Here is a 23,192-nt window from a genome sequence, read left to right as displayed (position 1 = left end):
GCCGCGAGCGCGTGCCCAGGGCCGCGGACCGCGGCGGATCGGTGTCACACCCGGTCCGCGACGCGAGCCTTCTCGGTTTGCTCGGACCGGCGGCCCGCCGTCCACCGGTTGAGCGTCACCAGTGCCGTGCCCAGCGCCAGGCCCAGGGCCGGCAGCACGGGGAACCGGCCGTCGGGCGCGAACCCCCGCTCGGCCAGCCGTCCCAGGGCGGCGACGGCGAGGGCCAGGCCGAGCCACAACGGCCAGGCGCGACGCGGCCAGGCGCGACGCGGCCAGGCGCGACGCGGACCGGCGTCCGGAGCGGCGTCCGGACCGGTCCGCGCGTACAGCGCGCCCAGCCCGCGGTCCAGGGGCCGGAGGGCGGCGACGACGCCGGTCAGGACGGCCCCGAGCAGCAGCAGCCACGGCAGGCGCAGCCCCCACCACGCGGCGGACCCGAGGACCGGCTCGGGCGCGAGGCCGGTCAGGTAGAACGCGGCGGCGACGGCCAGCACCGGCAGCATGTGCCACAGATACAGGGTCATGCTGACCGCGCCCACCGGACGGACCAGGCGCCACACCCGCTCGCGCTCCAGCAGCCGCCGCACCGCCGGCGCGACCAGGAGGCAGAGCCCGACCTGGGCCACCACCCACGCCAGCATCGCGGCCGACGGGGGATCGGTGTTGCTGGGGGTCTGCCCGGTCACCAGGATCAGGCTGACCGGGAACGGCCCGAGGGCCACGAGCGCGGCGAAGGCCACGGCGCCGCTGGAGGCCATCACCAGCGGCAGGAGCCGACTCCTCGTCAGCAGCCCGTCCCGCCAGCAGAAGCCCAGCTGATAGGCGACACCCCACACCAGCACGTAGTCGAGCAGCCCGAGGTACGGCGCGTGCACCGTCAGCACGAGCACGTCGACCACCAGGGCCACCGCCCCCATCACCGGCGGGACCAGGAGCCCCCACCGCCGGTGCGCCGCGTACAGCGGTGGCGTCAGCGCGCTGAGCAGCAGATACACCGGAAGGAACCAGAACTGCATGGCCATCGCCCAGCCCACCAGCGCGAGCGTGTCCGGGTCCACGCCGACCGCCGAGCAGATCCCGACGGCGAGCAGCACCAGAGCGCTGTAGACGCCGGTCGGGAGCAGCAGCCGCAGCGCCCGCCGCCCCAGCCACCCGGCGGCCGTGTCCCCGGCCGCCCGGGCCCGTGCCCAGGACCCGCCGGCGGCATGGCCCCCGGCCAGGAAGAACAGCGGCATGATCTGGAACGCGAGGGTCAGCCACTGGGTCCAGGGCACGGTCGCCAGCAGCTCCGGGGCGGTGATCCGGCCGTCGGGCTCCCGGACCAGGGCCGTGATCAGCCAGTGGCCGAGGACCACCAGCACGATCGCCCACGCGCGCAGGAAGTCGACACAGCGGTCTCTGCTCATGGCCCGTCATGCTGCCGCAGCCCCGGCACCGGCGTGCCCGGTCACCCATGCCGCAACCATTCCGTGCCCGGTACGACACCCCCCGCCGAAACAAAAACCTGTGGCACCCGGTCGGGAGCTGCCCTAGGGTGAGGACCGCTTCGCACGGCGGCCGTTGACGGTCGCCGTCAGCCGAATGGAAGAGCCGAGAGAAGTACGGGAGGTGTGACCGATGGCTGTCTCTGTGATGGGCGCTGCCCGCATCCGGAAGTTCATCCACTCCACCTCCGCGGCCACCGGCTGACCGATTCACTTTCCCGGGGCCGCCCTTCGAAGGGTCACCCTTGACTTCCAGCTCCGCTGTTTTCTCCGCTCTCGCTCCCTACGGCTGGGACGAGGCATGGGCGAAGGAGTTCGCCCCCTACGACACCGAAGGCCTGCTGGCCGGGCGTGTCCTGCGTGTCGACCGCGGGCAGTGCGATGTCGTCACCGCCGGTGGGACGCTGCGCGCCGACACCGCGTTCGTCACCCCGCACGATCCGCTGCGGGTCGTGTGCACCGGCGACTGGGTCGCCGTCGAACCCGGCGGCAACCCGCGCTACGTACGGGCGTATCTGCCGCGCCGTACCGCCTTCGTGCGCTCCACCTCCTCCAAGCGGTCCGAGGGGCAGATCCTCGCGGCCAACGTCGACCACGCGATCGTCGCGGTGTCCCTCGCCGTCGAACTCGACCTCGGCCGTGTCGAACGCTTCCTGGCGCTGGCCTGGGAGTCCGGGGCGCAGCCGGTCGTGGTCCTCACCAAGGCCGACCTGGTCCCGGACCCGGTGACGCTCGCGCACCTCGTCGAGGACGTCGAGACGACGGCCCCGGGCGTGCCGGTCCTGACCGTCAGCGCACAGGCGGGCGAGGGGCTCGACCTCCTCGTCTCGCTGGTCGGCTCCGGCACCTCGGTGCTGCTGGGCCAGTCCGGCGCCGGCAAGTCCACCCTCGCCAACGCGCTCCTCGGCGCGGACGTGATGGAGGTGCAGGCGGCCCGGGACGTGGACGGCAAGGGCCGGCACACCACGACCACCCGCAACCTCCTCGCCCTGCCCGGCGGCGGCGTGCTGATCGACACGCCGGGCCTGCGCGGCGTGGGCCTGTTCGACGCCGAGAGCGGGGTCGGCCAGGTCTTCACCGAGATCGAGGAACTGGCCGAGGGCTGCCGGTTCTCCGACTGCGGACACGAGTCCGAGCCGGGCTGCGCGGTCCGCCGCGCGGTGGAGGCCGGCGAACTGCCGGTGCGCCGACTGGAGAGCTACCGCAAGCTGATGCGGGAGAACCAGTGGATCGTCGCGAAGACCGACGCCCGGCTCCGCGCCGAGATCAAGAAGGACTGGAAGAAGCGGGGCGCCGAGGGAAAGGCGGCGATGGAGGCGAAGCGGGGGCGGTGGCGGTAGCCGGGTGAGTGCGGCGGGGCGCTGCCAGCGCCCCGTCCGATTTCCGCCAGCCCGGTCCGCCGCCTTCGCCCACACTTGAAGGCGTGATGGACGAAGACACCAGGTACGAGGCGGTCCGCAGCCGGGACGGCCGTTTCGACGGCGCGTTCTTCTTCGCTGTCGAGACGACCGGGATCTACTGCCGTCCGAGTTGCCCGGCGGTCACGCCGAAGCGCCGCAACGTCCGCTTCTTCCCGACGGCCGCCGCCGCGCAGGGCTCCGGGTTCCGGGCCTGCCGGCGGTGCCGTCCCGACGCGGTGCCCGGCTCCGCCGAGTGGAACGTCCGCGCCGATGTCGTCGGCCGGGCCGTGCGGCTGATCGGCGACGGTGTGGTGGACCGGGAGGGCGTCGGCGGCCTCGCCGACCGGCTCGGCTACAGCGCCCGCCAGGTGCAGCGCCAGCTCACCGCCGAACTCGGCGCGGGACCCGTCGCCCTCGCCCGGGCGCAGCGCGCCCACACCGCACGCGTGCTGCTGCAGACCACCGCACTGCCGGTCACGGAGATCGCCTTCGCGAGCGGATTCGCCAGCGTCCGCCAGTTCAACGACACGATCCGCGCCGTCTACGCCACGACCCCGAGCACACTGCGCGAGGCGGCACCCGGCGGCCGGGGCGCCCGCCGGGGCTCACCGGCCGCCGGCATCCCGCTGCGGCTCGCCCACCGCGGCCCGTACCAGGCGGGTCCCGTCTTCGACCTGCTGGAACGCGAGGCCGTGTCCGGCGTGGAGGAGGTCACCGGCACCCCCGGCGCACGCACCTACCGCCGTACCCTGCGCCTGCCGTACGGCCACGCCGTCGTCGCCGTCGAGGAACGGGCCGGTACGACCGGCACGGGCGGCGGCGCGCATCCCGGCGGCTGGCTCGACGCCCGGCTCCGGCTCACCGACCCACGCGATCTGACCACCGCCGTCCAGCGGCTGCGCCGGCTCTTCGACCTCGACTCCGACCCGTACGCCATCGACGAGCGCCTCGCCGACGATCCCCGGCTCGCCCCGCTGGTCGCCGCCCGGCCGGGACTGCGGTCGCCCGGCGCCGCGGATCCGGCGGAGGCGGCCGTACGGGCCCTGGTCGGCACCGCCACCGCCGAGCGGCTGGTCCGGCGCTACGGCAAGACGCCGGACGCGCCCTCCGGGAGCCTCACCCATCTCTTCCCCGAGCCCGCCGTGCTCGCCGAGGCGGAGCCCGGCGGCGCGCTCGGGGCGCTCACCGCCGCGCTCGCGGACGGCACCCTACGGCTGGACCCGGGCGCCGACCGGGACGAGGCGGAGGCCGCCCTGGGGGCCCTGCCGGGGCTGGACCCCGAGATCGTCGCCGTCATCCGCGTCCGCGCGCTCGGCGACCCCGACGTCGCCCCGCCCGGCCCGGACGTACCGGACGAGTGGCGGCCGTGGCGGTCGTACGCCGTCCGGCACCTGCTCGTGGCAGGGGAAGAGGCAGAGGAAGAGGCAGACGCAGAGGAAGAGTCGAGGAACTGATGGACGTCACTTTCACCTACTGGACGCGGATCGCCTCCCCCGTCGGCGAGTTGCTGCTGACCGCCGACGCCGAGGGGGCGCTGACCTCCCTCTCCGTCCCCGGGCAGAAGGGCGGCCGGACCGTGGCGCCCGGCCGGCCCGCCGACACCGGCCCCTTCCGGGCCGCCGAGGAACAGCTCGCCGCCTACTTCGCCGGTGAACTGAAGGAGTTCGACCTGGAGTTGAGCGCACACGGCACCGAGTTCCGGGAGCGGGTGTGGGGTGCGCTCGACGGCATCCCCTACGGGGCGACCACCACGTACGGGGAGATCGCCGCGGAGATCGGGGCGTCCAGGATGGCTGTCCGTGCGGTGGGCGGGGCGATCGGCGCCAACCCGCTGCTGATCGTGCGGCCCTGCCATCGGGTCATCGGCGCGGACGGTTCGATGACCGGGTACGCGGGGGGACTTGAACGGAAGGTGTGGCTGCTGACGCTGGAGGGAGCGGTGGCGTAGGCGGTGGCTGGGGCCGGGGGGTGTCGCTCACCGGCGCTTGCCGGGTGCCGCCCGCGGCTGACCGTGGCTGAGAAGAAGCGGCTGGACAGCGCCCCGTAAGGGGCGCGGGGAACTGCGCGACCAGCCCCCACCCACCTGCAGCCGCCCCACCACCGCCACCACCCCCCTCCGGCCGCCCCCCACCGCGCTGCGCCACCCGAGTGTCCCCCCGGTCAAGTTGCCGCTCCTCCCACCCTCCGTATGTCACCTTCCCCTCCAGTGGGCCTTCGGAAGGGCGGGCGTGCGGATGGTCAAGGTCGGGCGGGTCGTCGGCGCGGCGTTGCTGCTGGTGATGGGGGCGACGGGGCGGGCCGGTGCCGACCCCGCGCCCTCGCCGTGGGCCGGGAGCTGGGAGGCCGCGCCCTCCGGTACCGTCCGCCAGGTCCCCGGCGCCGCGTTCCGCAACGTCGTGCATCTGAGCGTCGGGGGCAGCGCCGTACGGGTCCGGATCAGCAACCGGCTCGGCAGCGCGCCGCTCCGGCTCGGCGCGGTCACCGTCGCCCTCCGGCAGGGCACCGGCGCGGACGCGGTACCCGGGTCGATGCGCCTCGCCACCTTCGACGGCTCCGGCACCGCCGTCGTCCCCGTCGGACAGGACCTGGTCAGCGACCCCGTGCCGCTCGCCGCCCCGGCCGCCGCCGACCTGCTCGTCACCGTCGAGACCCCGGGCGACTCCGGACCGGCCACCTATCACCGCGTCGCGCTGCAGACGAGCTACCTCGCCGAGGCGGGCGCCGGGCGGGCCGCCGACGAGAGCGGGGACGCCTTCACCCGGACCACCGGCAACTGGTACTACGTCTCCGGCGTCGACGTGGACCACGTGCCCCTCGGCAGTGTGGTCGCCTTCGGCGACTCCCTCACCGACGGCAACGGCTCCAGCATCGGCACCAACCACCGCTGGCCCGACCGGCTCGCCGACCGGCTGCGCCCCCTGCGGATGGGCGTCCTCAACGCCGGGATCTCCGGCAACCGGCTGCTGAGCGACAGCACCGGGGGGCCGAGCGCGCTGCACCGGCTGGACGCGGACGCTCTCGGCCGGGCGGGCGTCCGGACACTGGTCCTCCTCGAAGGCATCAACGACATCAAGGGCACCCCCGAGGCCACCGACCCCTGGGACTTCGTGCGGGCCTACCGGACCGTCGTGGCGCGCGCCCACGCGCGGGGGATCCGGGTCGTCGGCGGGACGCTCACGCCGTACGCCGGGTACAGCGGCTACACCGAGGCCCGGGAGGCCGTACGGCAGCAGGTCAACGCGCTGATCCGCACCGGACACGTCTTCGACGCGGTCGTCGACTTCGACGCCGTGGTCCGCGACCCGGAGCAGCCGGGACGCATCCGGCCCGCCTACGACCCCGGCGACCACCTGCACTTCAACGACGCCGGCATGCGCGCCCTGGCCGCCGCCGTCCCGCTCGACGAACTGCTCTGAGAGAACGGGCGAAGGGGCGGGTCAGCCGCCCCAGATCACCGCCGCCAGCCAGCCCGCCGCGATCAGCAGGCAGGCGAACAGTTCGGCCAGCACGCTGGAGCCGCCCGCCGCCATGGTGGCGCGCAGCGCGGCCAGCGCCTCGGTACGGCGGCCCAGGCGGAGCCGTTCGTGCAGGTAGATCCCGGCCATGAAACCGGGGATCGCGCCCAGCACGGGGAGCAGCACGAAGCCGAGGACGGCGCCGGTCCCGGCGTACAAGGCCATCCGGGGTGTGGCACCGCTCGCCCGCAGCCGGCGCGGGGGCAGCGCCCAGCGCACCACGAGCGAGGCCAGCAGCACCCCGGTCGCCCCGACCAGGACCGCCCAGGCCACCGGGCGCGGGTCGTACAGCGCCCACCACAGCACGGCGGCCCACACCAGCCACGAACCCGGCGCCCCGGGCACCAGCACTCCGCACAGGCCGAGCACCAGCACCAGGCCGACCAGCAGGAGTTCCCCTGCTCCCATCTGCCCAGAGTGCCGCGTACGTCAGTCCCGGGCCACCCAGCCCCGCTCGTACGCGTGCCAGCCCAGCTGCAGCCGGGTCGTCACCCCGGCCAGTCCCATCAGCCGCTTCACCCGGCGCTGCACGGTCCGCAGGCCCAGATCGAGCTGTTTGGCGACGCTCGCGTCGGTCATCCCGGCCAGCAGGAGCGACAGCACCTCCAGATCGGTGGCGTCGGGGCCGTCCGCCGGCTCCTCGGCCACCCCGGACGCGCCGAGGCGCAGTGGCAGCGCCGTACGCCACACCGACTCGAACAGTTCGCAGAGGAGTTCCAGCAGGCCGCTGGCGTGCACCACCAGCGCGGCGGGCTCGGAGCGGTGCGAGGTGAGCGGGACCAGGGCCAGGGCGCGGTCGGCCACCACCAGCCTGGTCGGGACCCGGTCCACCACCCGCACCTGCTCGTCCCGGCCCAGCGCGGCCGTCAACTCCGTGATCCCGTGCGGCAGATCGAGCACCGACCGCTCCACCACCACCCGGTACCGCACCCCCCGGTCCGCGGCCTGTTCCTCCGCGTCGTTCTCCGTCCCGGAGACCACCGCCGGATTGCCGGTGACCAGCGCGCGCACCTCGTCCGAGGCGCCCAGCTGGAGCTGCAGGAACCGCTGGGCGACGGCCGGGGCGCCGGTCACCACCTCCACCAGGTCGTGCACCGCCGGCTCGGCGGCCGTCGCCCGGTACTCCTCGGCCAGCAGCGCCGCCGCCAGCTCCGCCTTCTCCAGCTCGTGCCGCTGCTGGGTGAGCAGCGCGCCCAGCGCGACCCCGGGCGGTGCCGCCACCCAGCGGCCCGGCCGGCCCGAGGACTGGGCCGCCAGCCCGTGCCGCTCCAGCCGGCGCAGCGCCCGCTCGGTGTCCGGCTCGGCCAGCGTCAGCCGCTGGGCCAGACCGGGTACGTCGGCGGCGCCCACGGACACCAGCGCGCGGTACGCCGACTCGTCCCACTCGTCCAGACCGAGCGCTGTCAGCATCGACCGCTTCCCTCCTCGAAGCCGGGCGCGGCGCCCTGGCGGGAACCGGCCACGGCGCAAACCCGCCGGGGCACATCATCCCCGTACCGCCGGTCACTCTGCCAAGATCACGTCACCGCGGCAGCCCCGCGGCGGATCCGGACCGCGAACCTGTGCCGCCTCGGATCCGCGGGGGTGATGCATGGGATCGGGATCCGTGATCCACGGGGTCCGGACCCGTGATTCACAGCTGGTCGCAAGGAACACCCGTCACAATCTGGCCTTCCGGCCGACGCCGTCGCGTCCGGCCGTCCGAACGGTGACCCGGGCCCATGACGCGCGCACGCGTAGGGGATCTGGGGCCGGGTCACTCCGGGCGTCGCCGGGTGGTTCTCCCGTGGGGGGTGGGACCACCCGGCGACTCACACGTGTCATCGGTGCCGTGCGTCCCCCGTGTCTCCCGAGCCCCCCGCGTGTCCTCGACTCCCTTTCCTCGTACGGGTGTTCAAGATGTCCCTCGACACGCCGTTCGAGACCGGGTCGGGTGCGGGATTTTCCGGATGCCCCGTTTTCATCCGGCCCGTGCGGTGGACAATTAGGGGCATGAGTCAGCCAGGGGGTAGGCCCGCCCGTCACGAGGACGACTGGTGGGGGCAGTTGTACGACGACTCCACCGAGGACACCGGCCCCACGACCGCGCCCGATTCCGTGGACGACCGCTTCGTCTCGGCGAAGAACACGGTGGGGGGACGGCGGGGCGTCGTCGTGGAACCCGAGGACGAACCGCCGTCGCCACCGCCAGGGCCATCCCCGACGGTGCCGGCCCAGCGCGCGCCCACCGCCGTCACCGGGGCGCCCGTAGAGGCCGAGGACGCCGGCGCCGACCCCAAGTCCTGGCCCTGGGACGAGGACGACCAGGAACCGCTGGAGACGGACGACGACGTCCCGGCGGACGCCCACCCCGCGACCCGACTCGACCTGACCACCCTCCCCCTGCACTCCGCGCCACTCGCCCCGGCCCCGGACCCGCCCCCGCCGTACCCCACGCCGCCCACCGCCCCGGCCGCGCACTCCGCGCCACCCGCCCCGGCCCTGGACCCGCCCCCGCCGTACTCCGCCCCGGCCGCGTACTCCGTCCCGGCCACCCCGTCGGCCCCGGACTCGCCCTCGCCGTACCTCACGCCGCCCGCCCCGGCCGCGTACTCCGCCCCGGCGGCCGCCCCGTCGGCCCCGGACTCGCCCCCGCCGTACCCCACGCCGCCCGTACCGGTCCCGGACTCGCCGGCGTCCTACTCGCCGTCGGCTGCCCTGCTGCCCGCGCCGGCCGCCTCCTCCGTGGAGTACGTGGGTTCCGGTCCGCCCACCTATGACGCCGAGCCCACCGCCCTGCCCGCCGCCGACCCCGACGGGCTCGACGACCTGGTCGCCGACACCGTGCTGGACGGTGCCCGGTACGGCTCCTGCACCCTGCGGGCGGTCTCCCAGCGCGGGGACTCCGCCCGCTACCGGGGCGAGCCGCGCCGGGACGCGCTGCTCACGGCCCGGTTCGGGACCGGTGACCAGGCGCTGGTGCTGGTCGCGATGGCCACCGGCGCCCGGGCCACCCCGGGCGCGCACCGGGCCGCCGCCGAGGTCTGCGCCTGGATCGCCCGGGCCGTGGGCCGCAGCCACCAGCGGCTCACCGAGGACATCCAGGCCGCCCGGCGCGGCGACCTCAAGTCCGGGCTGCACCGGCTCACCGACCGCAGCCTCGGCAAGCTCCGCGCCAGCGCCGCCGAACAGGGCGTCGCCTCCGACGAGTACGCGGCCAGCCTGCGCTGCCTCCTCCTCCCCGCCCACCCCCAGTGCCGTACCCGCGTCTTCTTCGGCACCGGCGCGGGCGGGCTGTTCCGGCTCCGGGACGGCCAGTGGCAGGACATCGAACCGCGCGTCGACAGCGACTCCGCAGGGGAGGCCGTGGTCGGCTTCGGCTCGCTGCCCGCCGAGACCCCCGAGGGCGACCGGCTCACCATGGACCTCGGCATCCCGACCCCGCCGAGCCCGTACGAACCGGCCCCCCAACCGCCCCGCGACCCCTTCCTCTTCCGGGCCTCGGTAGCCCGCCCGGGTGACGCCCTGGTGATGTGCACCGGGGGCCTCGCCGACCCGCTGCGCGGCGAGCCCGCCCTCTGCGCCTATCTGTCCCGGCGCTGGTCCGGCCGTACCCCGCCCGGCCTCGCCGCGTTCCTCGCGGACGCCCAGGTGCGGGTCAAGGGCTACGCGGACGACCGTACGGCGGCGGCCGTCTGGGAGGCGTGACGGCGGTCCCTGTGCGTGGATGGGAGGTATCCACGCACAGGGAAGGGGCACCCGTCCGCCATGGCCAAGCAGAACGTCGCCGAGCAGTTCGTCGACATCCTCGTCCGCGCCGGTGTGCGCCGCCTCTACGGGGTCGTCGGCGACAGCCTCAACCCGGTCGTCGACGCCGTCCGCCGCAACTCCGCCATCGACTGGATCCACGTCCGCCACGAGGAGACCGCCGCCTTCGCGGCCGGCGCCGAGGCGCAGATCACCGGCAGACTGGCGGCCTGCGCCGGCTCCTGCGGCCCGGGCAACCTGCACCTCATCAACGGCCTCTACGACGCCCACCGCTCCATGGCCCCGGTGCTCGCCCTCGCCTCCCACATCCCCTCCGGCGAGATCGGCCTGGGCTACCTCCAGGAGACCCACCCCGACCGGCTCTTCCAGGAGTGCAGCCACTACAGCGAGCTGATCTCCAACCCGCAGCAGATGCCCCGGCTCCTGCAGACCGCCATCCAGCACGCGGTCGGCCGCAGCGGGGTGAGCGTCGTCTCCCTGCCGGGTGACATCGCCGACCAGCCCGCCCCGGAGCAGACCGCCTCGGCCGCCGTCGTCACCTCCCGGCCCACCGTCCGCCCCGGCGACGAGGAGCTGGACAGGCTGGTCGCGATGATCGACGAGGCGGACAAGGTGACCCTGTTCTGCGGCAGCGGCACGGCGGGCGCGCACGCGGAGGTCATGGAACTGGCGGAGCGGATCAAGTCGCCGGTGGGCCACGCGCTGCGCGGCAAGGAGTGGATCCAGTACGACAACCCGTACGACGTCGGCATGAGCGGACTGCTCGGCTACGGCGCCGCCTACGAGGCCACCCACGAGTGCGACCTGCTGATCCTGCTCGGCACCGACTTCCCGTACAACGCCTTCCTCCCCGACGACGTGCAGATCGTCCAGGTCGACGTCCGCCCCGAGGTGCTGGGCCGCCGCTCCCGGCTCGACCTGGCGGTGTGGGGCGACGTGCGCGAGACGCTGCGCTGTCTGGTGCCGCGCGTGCGGGCCAAGGAGAACCGGCGGTTCCTCGACCGGATGCTCAAGAGGCACGCGGACGCGCTGGAGGGGGTGGTGAGGGCGTACACCCGCAAGGTGGAGAAGCACGTCCCGATCCATCCCGAGTACGTGGCCTCCGTCCTCGACGAACTCGCCGCCGACGACGCGGTGTTCACCGTCGACACCGGGATGTGCAACGTCTGGGCGGCCCGCTACCTCTCGCCCAACGGCCGCCGCCGGGTGATCGGTTCCTTCTCGCACGGCTCGATGGCCAACGCGCTGCCGATGGCGATCGGCGCTCAGTTCACCGACCGGCGGCGGCAGGTCGTGTCGATGTCCGGCGACGGCGGGTTCGCCATGCTGATGGGCGACTTCCTGACGCTGGTCCAGTACGACCTGCCGGTGAAGGTCGTCCTGTTCAACAACTCGGCGCTCAGCATGGTCGAGCTGGAGATGCTGGTCGCGGGACTCCCCGCGTACGGCACCGCCAACACCAACCCCGACTTCGCGGCCGTCGCCCGGGCCTGCGGTGCCTACGGGGTGCGGGTCGAGAAACCGAAGCAGCTCGCCGGCGCGCTCAAGGACGCCTTCCAGCACAACGGACCGGCCCTGGTCGACGTGGTCACCGACCCCAACGCGCTCTCCATCCCCCCGAAGATCAAGGCCGAGATGGTGACCGGCTTCGCCCTGTCCGCCTCCAAGATGGTCCTCGACGGGGGCGTCGGCCGCATGCTCCAGATGGCCCGCTCCAACCTCCGCAACGTGCCCCGCCCGTAGCTCAGCCGGTGAGCGGTACCCACTGGCGGGCGCCGTCGACGAAGCCGTACCAGTAGTGGGGGAGTCCCTTGATGGAGCTGGTGCGGAAGGGCTGCCCGTGGTCGTCGACGCGGACCGTGCCGGAGCGGCCCTGGGACGACCAGTCGAGTTCGAGGTACCAACGGCAGTCGCAGCCGACGGTGTTCGCCTTGACGCGCAGGACCTCCGGGTCCGTGGACGATACCCGGTAGGGCAGGCGCATGGTCGAGACGGTGCCGCCGTCCGGGCCCTGGCCGGCCACCGGGCGGGCGATCGGACGGTCCTTGTCCAGGTTCACGTCGAAGTAGCGCGGGGTGAGCCCGCCGCCGCAGCCGTCGGTCGTGGAGTAGGCGATCCCGGGCGCGGGCGCGGTACGGCCGACGACCCGCACCCGCAGGTCCTCCAGGACGACGGCGGTGGTCGAACGGCCCTGCACGGAGATTTCCACGATCGTGTTGCCGCCGTGCACCGCGTTCTGGGTGGCCGCCCAGGTGCCGGCGTCCTGCGGGACGGGCGGGGGCGGTACCTGGGCCGGCTGCTTGTCGATGACGTAGTCGTGGCCGCAGCCCCCTTCCCAGATCTGGGAGTCGGCCGTCCAGGCGAGGGGGACGCCGGTCGGGGCCGGGGCGGTGGTCGTGCTCCGGCCGGAGGGGGTGGGGGTCTTCGCGCCGTCCGGGGAAGGCGTGGGCGAAGGGGTGGACGAGGTCGGGCTCGGCGCCGGGCCGGTGGGCGAGGGGTCGTGGCGCCGGGCGTCGCCTGCGGCGGTCGTGGGGGAGGTGCCGGAGCGCCGGGCCGCGGTGTCGTCGGGGCGCCGGTCGTCCGAGAGGGCGGACAGGCTGCCGAGCGTCACCAGCAGGACGGTGGCCACGGCCGAGGCGGCGACCGTGCGGCGACGGCAGTACCAGGGGCGCGGGGCGGCGGGCGGAATCGGCAGCGGTTGTTCTCCGGCTTCCGCCGCCGGTTCGGGGGTCCCCGATTCCGATTCCGATTCCGACTTCGGATCCGGATCCGACTCCGGATCCGCGAAGGGTGTACGCGGTCGTTGCCGGGCCGCCACCGCCCGCAGCCAGCGTTCGTGGAGTTCGAGCCGTTCCTGGGGCGTCGCCCCGCAGAACGCCGCCAGGCGCTCCACCGGAGCGAAGTCCTGCGGCACCGCCTCGCCCGCGCAGTAGCGGTGCAGGGTGGAGGTGTTCATGTTCAGGCGGCGGGCCAGGGAGCCGTAGCTCCGGTCCGTACGGTCCTTCAACTGCCGCAGCAGCGCCGCGAACTCCTCGACGTCGTCGCGCACGGGCACCCTCCCCCGGTCGTCCGTATCCCAGGCACTCATATACCTGCACGTCAGCGGGGCTGGGATGGTTCCAGGGCGGCGGAACGGGCGGGGGCCGTTGCGGTGGCCGCGGGTGACCGCCGATGCTTCTGGTGCCGCACCGACCAGGCCCGGACCGACCATCCGGAGCCGTCGGCGGCATCCCACACCCATGCACCGATTCACGGGGGATCACCCATGCCCAAGCGCACCCGAGCAGCCGCGCTCACCGCACTCGCCGGCGCCGCACTGGCCGTCGGCACCGCGCTCGCCGCACCGGCGGCCGCCGCCCCGAAGGCACCCGGCTTCCTCGCCGCGGCCGACCTTCCGCCCCGCCCCGGCACGTCCTGGACGGCCGGCAAGGTCACCGCCGGCATACCGGCGGAGGTCAAGCAGGACATCTGCGTCGGCGTCGGGCTCGGCGGCGGCCAGGACTCCTGGTACCGGAAGTTCCGGACCGACCTCGACACGAGTGCCCGTCAGGTCAGCGCCGAACTGCCCAGCGTCCGCCTGGCGAAGGGCCGGTTCGCGAAGCTCGACGAGGACATCGTGTCCTGCGCGGACCGGATCGAGATGGCGGACCCGCAGATCCGGGCCACGTTCCAGGACCACGGCACCCTCCCGGTCGGGGACGGCGCCCATGTCTACGCCCTGCGCACCGTGACCGCCTGGGGAGCCAGTGACATCCGGCTGATCTCCATCGGCCGGGAGGGACGCACCGTCACCGTCGTGGACTGGGGGCAGCTCGGCGGCTTCGTGGACGCGCCCGTGAAGGCCTTCGAGAAGACCACCACCACGGCCGTGAACAAGCTCCACTGACGCACGGTCACCAGGACCGGGGCCGCCCTCTCCCTCGGGGGAGGGGAGGGCGGCCCCAGACGCAGGACACCAAGACACCAAGACACCAAGACACAGAAAACGGGGAACAGACATGAGCAGCAAGACCCGCGCCGCCCTCACCGCCGGCGTCCTCGCCGTGGCCCTCGGGCTCGGCGCCACCGCCCAGGCCTCGGCCGGCGCCTCGCACAGCGTGAGCGGGAGCCCGGCCGACAACATCACCCGCATCGCGGACTTCTACGGCGCCTACATCGACGCGGAGACCGACCCGGACGGCAGCGGCGACCTGCCCACCGCGCTGCGCGCCCACTACATCGACCCGGCCTACCTGAAGAAGCTGGCGGCCTGGGAGGACCGCGAGCACGCCGACGGGGTGCTGCGGGCCCAGAACACCCCGCTCAAGTGGAAGGTGACCGACAACGGCACGGCACACCACACCGAGGCCGTCATCACCCTCACCTGGAGCCGCGACACCACCACGAAGCTGGTCGTCGACGTGGACCGCCGTACCCACAAGATCACTCACATCGGCACCACGGGCCTCCGCGGTCAGTAGCCGGAAGGTCGGCTTTCGGCCAGCTTCGCCGGTGTCATGGACCGCGTGAATCAGCTCGGGGGGTTGTGCGAGGGGCTGATTCACGCCTGGTCCGTGGCACCGTTGGCGCGTACGGGACGGTCCGGGCGGCGGCGTACCGGCAGGGGCCGTTCCGGGACATGGCCGAACACCCCGGCGTCATCGACGTGACATGACTGGCCCGTGCCCGAGCGGGCATGGATCCCCGTGAACGTGTTCGATCAGGAGGGGAACCGGCAACAGCGTGCAGGCGGGGGTCATGAACAGTCAGGCACGAGGGGGCGGTCCCGTGGCCATCGGGGCCTCCTCGGCGAAGACAGCGGGGGAAGAAGCCGACACGACGGAACGGGAACATCCATCGCAGTTCAGGCGCCGGCTGGGACGGTCGGACCTGCGGGCGGTGCCCGAGGCGCGCAGGGAACTGCGGGAACTGCTGCGGCACTGGGGTAATCCGGGCCGCTCCGAGATAGCGGAACTGCTCACCAGCGAACTCGTCACCAACGCGCTCGTCCACACCGACCGCGAGGCCGTCCTGACGGCCGTCGTGGAGCCGAGCCAACTACGCGTGGAGGTACGGGACTTCACCGCCCGCAGGCCACGCGTGTGCGCCCCGGACACCGGTGACGGCACCCATGGCCGGGGCCTGGTCCTGGTCAACTCCCTCGCGGACGCGTGGGGTGTGCAGGCGCACGAGGTCGGCAAGTCGGTGTGGTTCGAACTGGACGCGGAAGCGGCCTAGCCGCCGCCTCGTACCCAACGGGACGGGGGCGTGACCCTGAAGGTCACGCCCCCGTCCCGAGGTGTCGTACGGCAGCCGGTGATCAGCCGAACTGCTGCTCAAGGTCCTTGAGCTTGCGCTCCAGCGAGTCGAGCCGCGGGAGCGCCATTGTGTCGTCCTCCGCGGTCAGGTCGACGGTGATCGGGTCAGACCCTTTGCGGACGGGCTGCAGGGAGGGCCGCTGGCGTACGGGCAGCTGCTCCGGCGCTGCTATGGCAGGCTCCGCAGTGGGCTGGGAGGCGCGCTCCACCTGGTGCACCTCGTCCTGCCGGCCGCGTCCGACGAAGCCGCGGTGGCCCCGGCTTATCGCCTTGAGCTGGGCCCGCTCCAGGCGGTCGTGCTCGCGGCGGCGCAGCCGGTTCGCCTCCTTCTGCCGCTTGTCCTCGCGCACCTCGTCGACCGCCTCGTCCAGGCTGCGCACGCCCTCGAGGAGCATCAGCGACCAGGCCTTGTAGGTCTCGCGGGGGGCGCGCAGCCAGCGGACGATACGGATCTGCGGCAGCGGACGCGGCACCAGGCCCTGCTCGCGCAGCGCGGCCTTGCGGGTCTGCTTCAGCGCGCGGTCGAAGAGGACGGCCGCGGACAGCGACATGCCGGCGAAGAACTGCGGAGCGCCCGCGTGGTCGACGCCCCTGGGCGCGTGCACCCAGTTGAACCAGGCCGCGGCGCCGGCGAACGTCCACACGAGTATGCGGGAGCCGAGGGCCGCGTCACCGTGGCTCGCCTCGCGCACCGCGAGGACGGAGGAGAACATCGCCGCGCCGTCCAGGCCGAACGGCACGAGGTACTCCCAGCCGTCGGAGAGGCCGAGGTTCTCCTGTCCGAAGCCGACCAGTCCGCGGAACGAGAGGGCCGCCGCGACCGACGCGGAGGCGAACAGGAGCGCGTAGGAGACGGTGCCGTATATGGCCTCCTTGCGCCGACGCCGCTCCTCGCTACGCTCCCACGAGTCGTCCTTCGCGTGCTCCCCGCCGGACCGCTTGGAGCGCGCCAGCACCGCCACCGCGACCAGCATGCCCAGGAGCAGTACGGCGCCGGGTAGCAGCCAGTTCAGCGATATGTCGGTCAGTCTCATCTGGGGTCCCTTGCATTGGGATAGGGCGTATCGCCCGCCATAGTGGCCCAATCCCACTGGCCCTCAGGGGGTTTCGGGGCAAGAGGCCGCCAAGGAAGTGCAAGGGGATGCCCCAGGGCGGCATTCTGCTCGAACTGCCGCTTGAGGGGCGGGAGTTGAGTTCGAGTAAGACTACCCATACGGGTGGTTCCTCGGAAAGTTCCTGCGACAAGTGAGGAAGTTGTGAATTCACTGTCGACGCAGGAGCGATCTTGTCACCGGCGATCCTAGTGGATGCCGGGCGGTGCTCCGGCCCGGGGGTGGGTCCGTACGACGGCCTGAGAGAACCTCAGGCCGCGGTGGCCGCCGCCAGTTTGGCGATCCGCTCGTCGTCGCAGGTGCGGGGGCAGGTGACGCAGGTGTCCTCGGGGCGCAGCGTGTAGTACATGCAGCAGCTCGCCCGGTCCCGGGTCGGCAGCGGCTCGCCGGCCGGCCCGGTCAGCACCCGGAAGGCGGCCGAGCCGACGTACGGCTTGGTGGCGCCCGGGAGCAGCTGTTCGAGTTCGCGTACGGCCCGTGGCTCGTCCCCGAGCAGTCCGGCGATGTACCAGAGCCCCTCGACGATCTCGTCCGTCGCCATGCCCCACAGCGCGCGACCGCGCCGCCGCATCCGCGGCCCGAAGCCCCCGAGGACCGGTTCCAGGTGCTCGGCGACGGCCGCCCGCACCTCGGCCCGCAGCGCCTCCTCGCCGGCCACGACCACCGCGCCGGGCAGCGCCGCGGCCGGGTCGCCCGGGAGGCAGGCGAAGGAGGCGACGCGCACGGCCATCAGGCCCGCCGTGCGGTCGTACGACACCCCGGTCGCGGGGAGGCGGGGGACCCGGCGGTCCAGGAACCAGGGGAGGGTGATCAGCAGGCAGGCGGCCCAGCTGTAGCGGTGCAGGCCGAAGGTGGCGACCACGTCGGGGCGGGCGGGCCGGCCGTGGTCCTGCCGGATCTGGTCCTCGTCCCAGGAGAGAAAGGCGTCCAGCCCGGGGCCGCCCGCGGCGAGCTCGGCGGCGCCGATCCAGCCGCCGCCCCGCGGTGCCGCCTCGCCGGGCCCCAGCTCCGTGATCACCAGGTCCGGGCAGACCTCGGTGAGGCGCGCGTAGGCGGCGGAGACGGGGGAGGTCATGGGCTACCACCGATCGGGTGCGGACCGACTGCCAGATAAGTAAGCCTTACCTTACCCAGTCGTTCGGAAATTTGAACCAGCGCCTTGTGCGCCTAAGGTGCTTGACGGACAAGTAACAACCCGCCGTTAATGACCCAAGTGCCGACGACCCGGAGGAGGACCCGTGAAGCAGGACGCGCACCGGGCTCCCGCCGAGGCGGCCCGGGTGCCGGCGCAGACCCGCTCCGGTGAGACGGCCCGGGAGTCCGCCGGGTACACCGCCGACGCGCCGGCCGCGCGGGGCGAGCACACGCACAGTGAGCGGCCGATCCCGCAGCCGCGCCCCGCCGTGCAGCGGGCGTCCGTGCGCGGTCAGATCCTGGACGCGCTGCGTACCGCGCTGGCCAGCGGTGAGCTGGCGCCCGGCGAGGTGTATTCGGGCCCCGCGCTGGGGGAGCGGTTCGGGGTCTCCGCGACGCCCGTGCGCGAGGCGATGCAGCAGCTGGCCCTGGAGGGCGCGGTCGAGGTCGTGCCCAACCGCGGCTTCCGGGTCGTGCGGCGGGGGGCGCGGGAGCTCGCCGAACTCGCCGAGGTGCGGGCGCTGATCGAGGTGCCGGTGATGATGCGGCTCGCGCGCAGCGTGCCGGCCGAGCGGTGGGCCGCGTTGCGGCCGCTGGCCGAGGAATCGGTCCGGGTGGCGGCGACGGGGTGCCGGGCGACGTACGCGGAGGCCGACCGGGCGTTCCACCGGGCGGTGCTGGGCCTCGCGGGCAACGAGCAGCTGGTGCAGATCGCGGAGGACCTGCACCGGCGGGCTCTGCCGTTGCGTGGGGCGCGGGCCGAGCTGATGTCGGACGCGGCCGAGCACGCGGCGCTGCTGGAGGCGTTGATCGCGGGGGAGCTGGATGCTGTGCGGACGCTGGTGGCGGGGCATTTCGCCGACGTGAGCTGACCGGGGGCGGGGTTTGCGCGGGGGCCCGCCGTAGGGGGTGTGGATCGGGTGCCGGGTGCGGGCCGGTGGGGGCTGGTCGCGCAGTTCCTCCCCCAGCCTTCGGCCGGGGGGACCCCCAGCGCCCCTGTCGGGGCGCTGCAGTCACGCCGGTTAGCTAGCTGCGGGCTTGCGAACCCCCGCCCCCGCCGTCACGCCGTAGCCGCTCCAGGTGCGGGCGGCGTCAGCTGTCGTGCCAGCCAGGTCGGGACGCCGCCGAGGAGGCGGAAGAGGCGGCCGGCCTCCTCGCGGAGCCGGGAGGCCTCCGGTTCGGACTCCGCGTCGGCGAGGGAGGCGAGGGCCGGGGCCGTGCCCACCAGGTAGCCCAGTTCCTCCCTGATCCGCAGGGACTCGGCGAAGCCGTGCCGGGCCTCGCTCAACTCGCCGTCGCGCAGGGCGAGTCCGGCCAGGTGGCGCCAGGTGAAGGAGAGCAGCAGCGGGTCGGCGTGGGCGGTGGCCGCCGCGTGGGCCCGGCGGTAGGCGGCGCGGGCCGCCTGGGGGGAGCGAGTCAGGTTCTCCGCCAGCAGGCCCCGGCGGAAGTCGAGCAGCGCCCGCCCGTGCGCCCCCGGAGGGATCAGCGCCGCCGCCCTGCCGAGCGCGGCCCGCGCCTCGTCGGCCCGGTCGCGGACGCCGTGCAGCGTGGCCGCGTAGGCGAGTTGGCCGCGTTCGCAGGCCGCCGCGCCCCGTTCCTCGTCGGTCCGGGCCACCGCCTCCGCCGTCCGCAACGCGTCCTCGGCGTCCTCCCAGCCCCCCTCGGTGTACAGGCACCGCTCGACCATCAGCCCCGCCCGCTGCAGGGAGAAGGCCGGCGTGTCCGGCGGCAGCAGTGCCGCCGCGTCGACCCAGCAGGCCCGCGAGCGCAGCCGCCATACCGCGGTCTGGAGCGGATCGTCACCGGCGTTCGTTCCGTTCCCAGACATGGCGGAATACGCCACGTTGCCCTCCCCTAGCGCGCCGTCGAGCAGTGAAGTGGTGGCCGCATTCCAGCACCGATCGCCGCGCGGGGCCAAGAGGGTGGGTGAATAATTTCACAAAGTCGTGGGACAGTGGCGGCACTTGGCGCGAGCCGCCCGACCGCCCGCGTGACCTCAGCTCATCCGCAACGCCAAGAAGAAATCGAGTTTGTCCTCCAGCCGGGACAGGTCCCGGCCCGTCAACTGCTCGATCCTGCCCACGCGATAGCGCAGCGTGTTGACGTGCAGGTGGAGACGGGTGGCGCAGCGGGTCCAGGAGCCGTCGCAGTCGAGGAACGCCTCCAGGGTGGGGATCAGTTCGGCGCGGTGCCGGCGGTCGTAGTCCCGGAGGGGGTCGAGGAGCCGGGCGGTGAAGGCGCGGCGGACGTCGTCGGGGACGAACGGCAGGAGCAGGACGTGGGAGGCCAGTTCCTGGTGGCCGGCCGCGCAGACCCGGCCGGGGCGGGCGGCGGCCACCCGGCGGGCGTGCCGGGACTCCTCCAGCGCGCCGCGCAGCCCCTCCGCCGAGTGCACGGCCGCGCTGACCCCGAGGGTGACCCGGCCGTCGTCGTTCAGGCCCGCCGTCAGCGGGTCCCGGACCGCCTCCAGGAGGGCGTCGGCGTGGATGCCGGACTCGGAGCCGTCGTGCTCGGCGGCGACGGCGGGCAGCGGGACGAGGGCGATCGCCTCGTCGCCGGTGTGGGCCACCGCTATCCGGTCGGACGGCTCGGGGCCGGTCGCCAGCGGGTCGACCAGGATCTCCTCCAGCAGGGACTGGGCGACCGGACCGCCCTCGACCTCCCCGCCGTCCCACTCCACGCGGGCGACGACCACCTGCCAGTGCGGGGCCGCGCCGAGGCCGGGCAGCAGCACGGGGGCGGCCACCCGCAGCCGGGCGGCGATCTCGGCCGGTGCCGCGCCCGTCTGGACCAGTTCGAGGACCTCCTGGGCCAGCCGGCGCCGTACCGTGCGGGCCGCGTCGCGCCGGTCGCGTTCCACGGAGATCAGCTGGGTGACGCCCTGGAGCAGGTCGAGCCGTTCCTCGGGCCAGTCGCCCGCGTCCGCCTCGACGGCCAGCAGCCAGTCCGACAGGACCGTCTCCCGGACGTCCCGGGCACCCTGCGCAGAGCGCCCGCTGGACCCGATCGGGAACAGGGAGTACGTGGTCCCGTCGAGCAGCACGCGGTGCGGGCCGCGGCGGCCGGTGCGGGTGGCGGCCAGGTGCTCGGCGGCCAGTCCGGCGCAGGTGCCGGCGGGCAGCGCGGGGCCCGCCACCTTGGAGCCCGCGATCAGCCGGCCGGTCGGGGACAGCACCCAGGCGCGCAGGTCGAGGTCCGAGCCCAGCAGGTCCAGGACCACGTCCGGGCCGCCGCCCGCCGGGCCCGAGGTCATCATCCGGCGGTGCCGGTCCACGACGGCCGCGAGGTCCCCGGCGCGCTCGCCGCTGACCTGCCGTACGACATGCTCGGTGATCGTCGCGAAGGCCACCGACTCATGGACCGCGAAGAGCGGGAGCCGGTGCCGGGCGCAGGCCGCCACCAGGTCGTCCGGGACGTCGCCCAGCTCGGCCTCGCCGGCCGCCAGCGCGACCACCCCGGCCTGCACGAGCAGCCGTACGAACGGCTCGGAGTCCGCGGCGTCCCGGCGCCAGGCCAGGCCCGTCAGGACCAGCTCGCCGCCCGAGAGGTAGCGGCTGGGGTCCCGCAGGTCGGTGGTCATCACCCCGCGTACGGTGCGGTCCAGCTCGTCCTCGCCGCCGAGCAGCCGCAGGCCCAGCGCGTCGGTGTCCAGCAGTGCGCGCAGCCGCATCTCGTCGCCGCCGTTCTGTGTCTCGAAATCTACGATGAATCTTGAAGGGTCACGGGGAAGGCACCCGGCGGGCGCCTCCGCGGGCCGTGACCGAGAGCTGCGGGACCGCGACCGGCGGTCGCCAGGGCGTTTCCAGCGTTTCCACAGGAAAACCAAGAGGTTACTGATGACCTCCGTTCATACGAATCTACAAGATGCCCGTGCTGGCCAGCCAACTCCTTCATGGTTTCGGTGACTGACCCCGCTGGAGTACGGGGCGGTGTACTGGCCTCATTCCGCGTTAACAGGACATGAACGAGCCGGGCCCGCCGCACACGGATTGGCTCAATCCGCACGACTCACGAGACTCACGAGACGGAGAAGAGAGCCGGTCATGGACTTCCTTCGCCCCGCCAGCTGGGAGGAGGCGCTCGCCGCGAAGGCCGAGCACCCCACCGCAGTGCCGATCGCGGGTGGCACCGATGTGATGGTCGAGATCAACTTCGACCACCGCCGGCCCGAGTACCTCCTCGACCTCAACCGCATCGGCGATCTCTACGAATGGGAGACCGGCGAGGAGAGCGTACGGCTCGGCGCCTCGGTGCCGTACACCCGGATCATGGAGCACCTCCGCACCGAGCTGCCGGGCCTCGCCCTCGCCTCGCACACGGTCGCCTCCCCGCAGATCCGCAACCGCGGCGGCGTCGGCGGCAACCTCGGCACCGCCTCCCCGGCCGGCGACGCCCACCCCGCGCTGCTCGCGGCGGGGGCCGAGGTCGAGGCCGAGTCGGTGCGCGGCTCGCGGCTGATCCCGATCGACGCGTTCTACACCGGCGTCAAGCGCAACGCCCTCGCGCCCGACGAGCTGATCCGCGCGGTCCACGTGAAGAAGGCCGACGGGCCCCAGCAGTACTCCAAGGTCGGTACGCGCAACGCGATGGTGATCGCCGTATGCGCCTTCGGGCTCGCCCTGCACCCCGAGACGCGGACCGTGCGGACGGGGATCGGCTCGGCCGCCCCGACACCCGTACGGGCGAAGACCGCCGAGGACTTCCTGAACGCGGCGCTCGACGAGGGCGGCTTCTGGGACAACGGCAAGATCATCACCCCGTCGGTCGCCAAGCAGTTCGCGGACCTGTGCGCCGCCTCCTGCAACCCGATCGACGACGTCCGGGGCACCGCGAGCTACCGCCGCCACGCGGTCGCGGTCATGGCCCGCCGCACGCTCACCTGGACCTGGGAGTCGTACCGCGGCACTACTTTTCAGAAGGGGAGTGTCGCCTGATGCGCGTCAACTTCACCGTCAACGGACGTCCGCAGGAAGCCGACGACGTCTGGGAGGGCGAGAGCCTGCTGTACGTGCTGCGCGAGCGGCTCGGCCTTCCCGGGTCGAAGAACGCCTGCGAGCAGGGGGAGTGCGGGTCCTGCACGGTCCGCCTGGACGGGGTGCCGGTGTGCTCGTGCCTGGTCGCGGCCGGGCAGGTGGAGGGCCGGGAGGTCGTCACCGTCGAGGGGCTCGCGGACTACGCCAGGCAGCGTGACCGCGGCACCGCCTGCGGGACCTCGCTCGACCAGGCCCAGCGCTGGGCCGCCAAGGGCCAGGACTCCCAGACCGGCGAGGGGACCGAACTCTCCCCGGTCCAGCAGGCGTTCATCGACGCCGGCGCCGTCCAGTGCGGCTTCTGCACGCCCGGTCTGCTGGTCGCCGCCGACGAGATGCTGGAGCACAACCCCAACCCGAGCGACGCGGACATCCGCGAGGCGCTCTCGGGCAACCTGTGCCGCTGCACCGGCTACGAGAAGATCATGGACGCGGTCCGCCTCGCGGCCGCCCGGCAGGGAGAGGCGGTCTGA

Annotated in this window: 20 protein-coding genes; 12 read left to right on the top strand and 8 right to left on the bottom strand. The window is 73.7% G+C overall.

Going from position 1 to position 23,192, the window contains the following annotated elements; genetic code table 11:
- Positions 1-44: 44 nt before the first annotated feature.
- Positions 45-1,406, bottom strand: coding sequence for an acyltransferase (locus tag ACGFZS_RS24190; RefSeq protein WP_393796860.1), 1,362 nt, complete (start codon positions 1,404-1,406; stop codon positions 45-47).
- Positions 1,407-1,729: 323 nt separating this feature from the next.
- On the opposite strand from ACGFZS_RS24190, the gene rsgA reads away from it, so the two are divergent.
- From rsgA to ACGFZS_RS24170, 4 genes are all read left to right on the top strand, one after another.
- Entirely contained in the window at positions 1,730-2,824 is a 1,095-nt protein-coding gene (rsgA, locus tag ACGFZS_RS24185; protein ID WP_393796859.1) for a ribosome small subunit-dependent GTPase A, read from the top strand.
- A gap of 86 nt (positions 2,825-2,910) precedes the next feature.
- Positions 2,911-4,338: a DNA-3-methyladenine glycosylase 2 family protein gene (locus ACGFZS_RS24180; RefSeq protein ID WP_393797017.1), complete on the top strand. Its 1,428-nt coding sequence runs from the start codon at positions 2,911-2,913 to the stop codon at positions 4,336-4,338.
- Positions 4,338-4,832, top strand: a complete 495-nt coding sequence (locus ACGFZS_RS24175) for a methylated-DNA--[protein]-cysteine S-methyltransferase (RefSeq protein ID WP_393796858.1) — start codon at positions 4,338-4,340, stop codon at positions 4,830-4,832. Before ACGFZS_RS24180 ends, ACGFZS_RS24175 begins: the two co-directional genes overlap by 1 nt.
- Before the next feature lie 286 nt (positions 4,833-5,118).
- Positions 5,119-6,300: an SGNH/GDSL hydrolase family protein gene (locus tag ACGFZS_RS24170; RefSeq protein WP_393797016.1), complete on the top strand. Its 1,182-nt coding sequence runs from the start codon at positions 5,119-5,121 to the stop codon at positions 6,298-6,300.
- 21 nt (positions 6,301-6,321) lie between these two features.
- Here the strand turns inward: ACGFZS_RS24170 and ACGFZS_RS24165 are convergent, their stop codons facing one another.
- On the bottom strand, positions 6,322-6,807 hold the full coding sequence (locus tag ACGFZS_RS24165) for a DUF456 domain-containing protein (RefSeq protein WP_393796857.1): 486 nt from the start codon (positions 6,805-6,807) through the stop codon (positions 6,322-6,324).
- A gap of 21 nt (positions 6,808-6,828) precedes the next feature.
- Positions 6,829-7,809 carry a helix-turn-helix domain-containing protein gene (locus ACGFZS_RS24160; protein WP_393796856.1) on the bottom strand — a complete coding sequence of 327 codons (981 nt, stop codon included), beginning with the start codon at positions 7,807-7,809 and terminating at the stop codon, positions 6,829-6,831.
- 582 nt (positions 7,810-8,391) lie between these two features.
- Here ACGFZS_RS24160 and ACGFZS_RS24155 point away from each other — a divergent pair.
- The gene (locus tag ACGFZS_RS24155) at positions 8,392-10,086 is read left to right on the top strand and encodes a protein phosphatase 2C domain-containing protein (RefSeq protein ID WP_393796855.1); all 1,695 of its coding nucleotides are present in this window, start codon (positions 8,392-8,394) and stop codon (positions 10,084-10,086) included.
- Between the two features lie 60 nt (positions 10,087-10,146).
- Entirely contained in the window at positions 10,147-11,889 is a 1,743-nt protein-coding gene (locus tag ACGFZS_RS24150; protein WP_393796854.1) for a pyruvate dehydrogenase, read from the top strand.
- 1 nt (position 11,890) lies between these two features.
- Here the strand turns inward: ACGFZS_RS24150 and ACGFZS_RS24145 are convergent, their stop codons facing one another.
- On the bottom strand, positions 11,891-13,234 hold the full coding sequence (locus tag ACGFZS_RS24145; RefSeq protein WP_393796853.1) for a helix-turn-helix domain-containing protein: 1,344 nt from the start codon (positions 13,232-13,234) through the stop codon (positions 11,891-11,893).
- A 177-nt stretch (positions 13,235-13,411) separates the two neighbouring features.
- Between ACGFZS_RS24145 and ACGFZS_RS24140 the strand changes: the two genes are divergently transcribed.
- The 3 genes from ACGFZS_RS24140 to ACGFZS_RS24130 all read left to right on the top strand — a co-directional run bounded on the left by ACGFZS_RS24140 (position 13,412) and on the right by ACGFZS_RS24130 (position 15,363).
- Positions 13,412-14,032, top strand: a complete 621-nt coding sequence (locus tag ACGFZS_RS24140; RefSeq protein WP_393796852.1) for a hypothetical protein — start codon at positions 13,412-13,414, stop codon at positions 14,030-14,032.
- A 112-nt stretch (positions 14,033-14,144) separates the two neighbouring features.
- Positions 14,145-14,606, top strand: coding sequence for a hypothetical protein (locus ACGFZS_RS24135; protein ID WP_393796851.1), 462 nt, complete (start codon positions 14,145-14,147; stop codon positions 14,604-14,606).
- A gap of 307 nt (positions 14,607-14,913) precedes the next feature.
- Positions 14,914-15,363, top strand: a complete 450-nt coding sequence (locus ACGFZS_RS24130; protein WP_393796850.1) for an ATP-binding protein — start codon at positions 14,914-14,916, stop codon at positions 15,361-15,363.
- Positions 15,364-15,445: 82 nt separating this feature from the next.
- Here ACGFZS_RS24130 and ACGFZS_RS24125 read toward each other — a convergent pair whose 3' ends face one another.
- Positions 15,446-16,477, bottom strand: coding sequence for a DUF2637 domain-containing protein (locus ACGFZS_RS24125; RefSeq protein ID WP_393654149.1), 1,032 nt, complete (start codon positions 16,475-16,477; stop codon positions 15,446-15,448).
- A 328-nt stretch (positions 16,478-16,805) separates the two neighbouring features.
- Positions 16,806-17,630: a (2Fe-2S)-binding protein gene (locus ACGFZS_RS24120; protein WP_393796849.1), complete on the bottom strand. Its 825-nt coding sequence runs from the start codon at positions 17,628-17,630 to the stop codon at positions 16,806-16,808.
- Between the two features lie 163 nt (positions 17,631-17,793).
- Here ACGFZS_RS24120 and ACGFZS_RS24115 point away from each other — a divergent pair, with 163 nt between their 5' ends.
- Positions 17,794-18,561, top strand: a complete 768-nt coding sequence (locus ACGFZS_RS24115) for a GntR family transcriptional regulator (RefSeq protein ID WP_393796848.1) — start codon at positions 17,794-17,796, stop codon at positions 18,559-18,561.
- Positions 18,562-18,749: 188 nt separating this feature from the next.
- On the opposite strand, the gene ACGFZS_RS24110 is transcribed toward ACGFZS_RS24115, so the two are convergent.
- The gene (locus ACGFZS_RS24110; RefSeq protein ID WP_393796847.1) at positions 18,750-19,517 is read right to left on the bottom strand and encodes a hypothetical protein; all 768 of its coding nucleotides are present in this window, start codon (positions 19,515-19,517) and stop codon (positions 18,750-18,752) included.
- A gap of 168 nt (positions 19,518-19,685) precedes the next feature.
- Positions 19,686-21,359, bottom strand: a complete 1,674-nt coding sequence (locus ACGFZS_RS24105; RefSeq protein ID WP_393796846.1) for a PucR family transcriptional regulator — start codon at positions 21,357-21,359, stop codon at positions 19,686-19,688.
- A gap of 373 nt (positions 21,360-21,732) precedes the next feature.
- Here ACGFZS_RS24105 and ACGFZS_RS24100 point away from each other — a divergent pair, with 373 nt between their 5' ends.
- Both ACGFZS_RS24100 and ACGFZS_RS24095 read left to right on the top strand, forming a co-directional pair.
- On the top strand, positions 21,733-22,623 hold the full coding sequence (locus ACGFZS_RS24100) for an FAD binding domain-containing protein (RefSeq protein WP_393796845.1): 891 nt from the start codon (positions 21,733-21,735) through the stop codon (positions 22,621-22,623).
- Entirely contained in the window at positions 22,623-23,192 is a 570-nt protein-coding gene (locus ACGFZS_RS24095) for a (2Fe-2S)-binding protein (RefSeq protein ID WP_365684404.1), read from the top strand. Before ACGFZS_RS24100 ends, ACGFZS_RS24095 begins: the two co-directional genes overlap by 1 nt.

Source organism: Streptomyces sp. NPDC048288, from assembly GCF_043201555.1.
Classification (GTDB): Bacteria; Actinomycetota; Actinomycetes; order Streptomycetales; family Streptomycetaceae; genus Streptomyces.
Note: the sequence above shows the minus strand (reverse complement) of the source record. Positions and strands in the feature narration are given on the sequence as shown.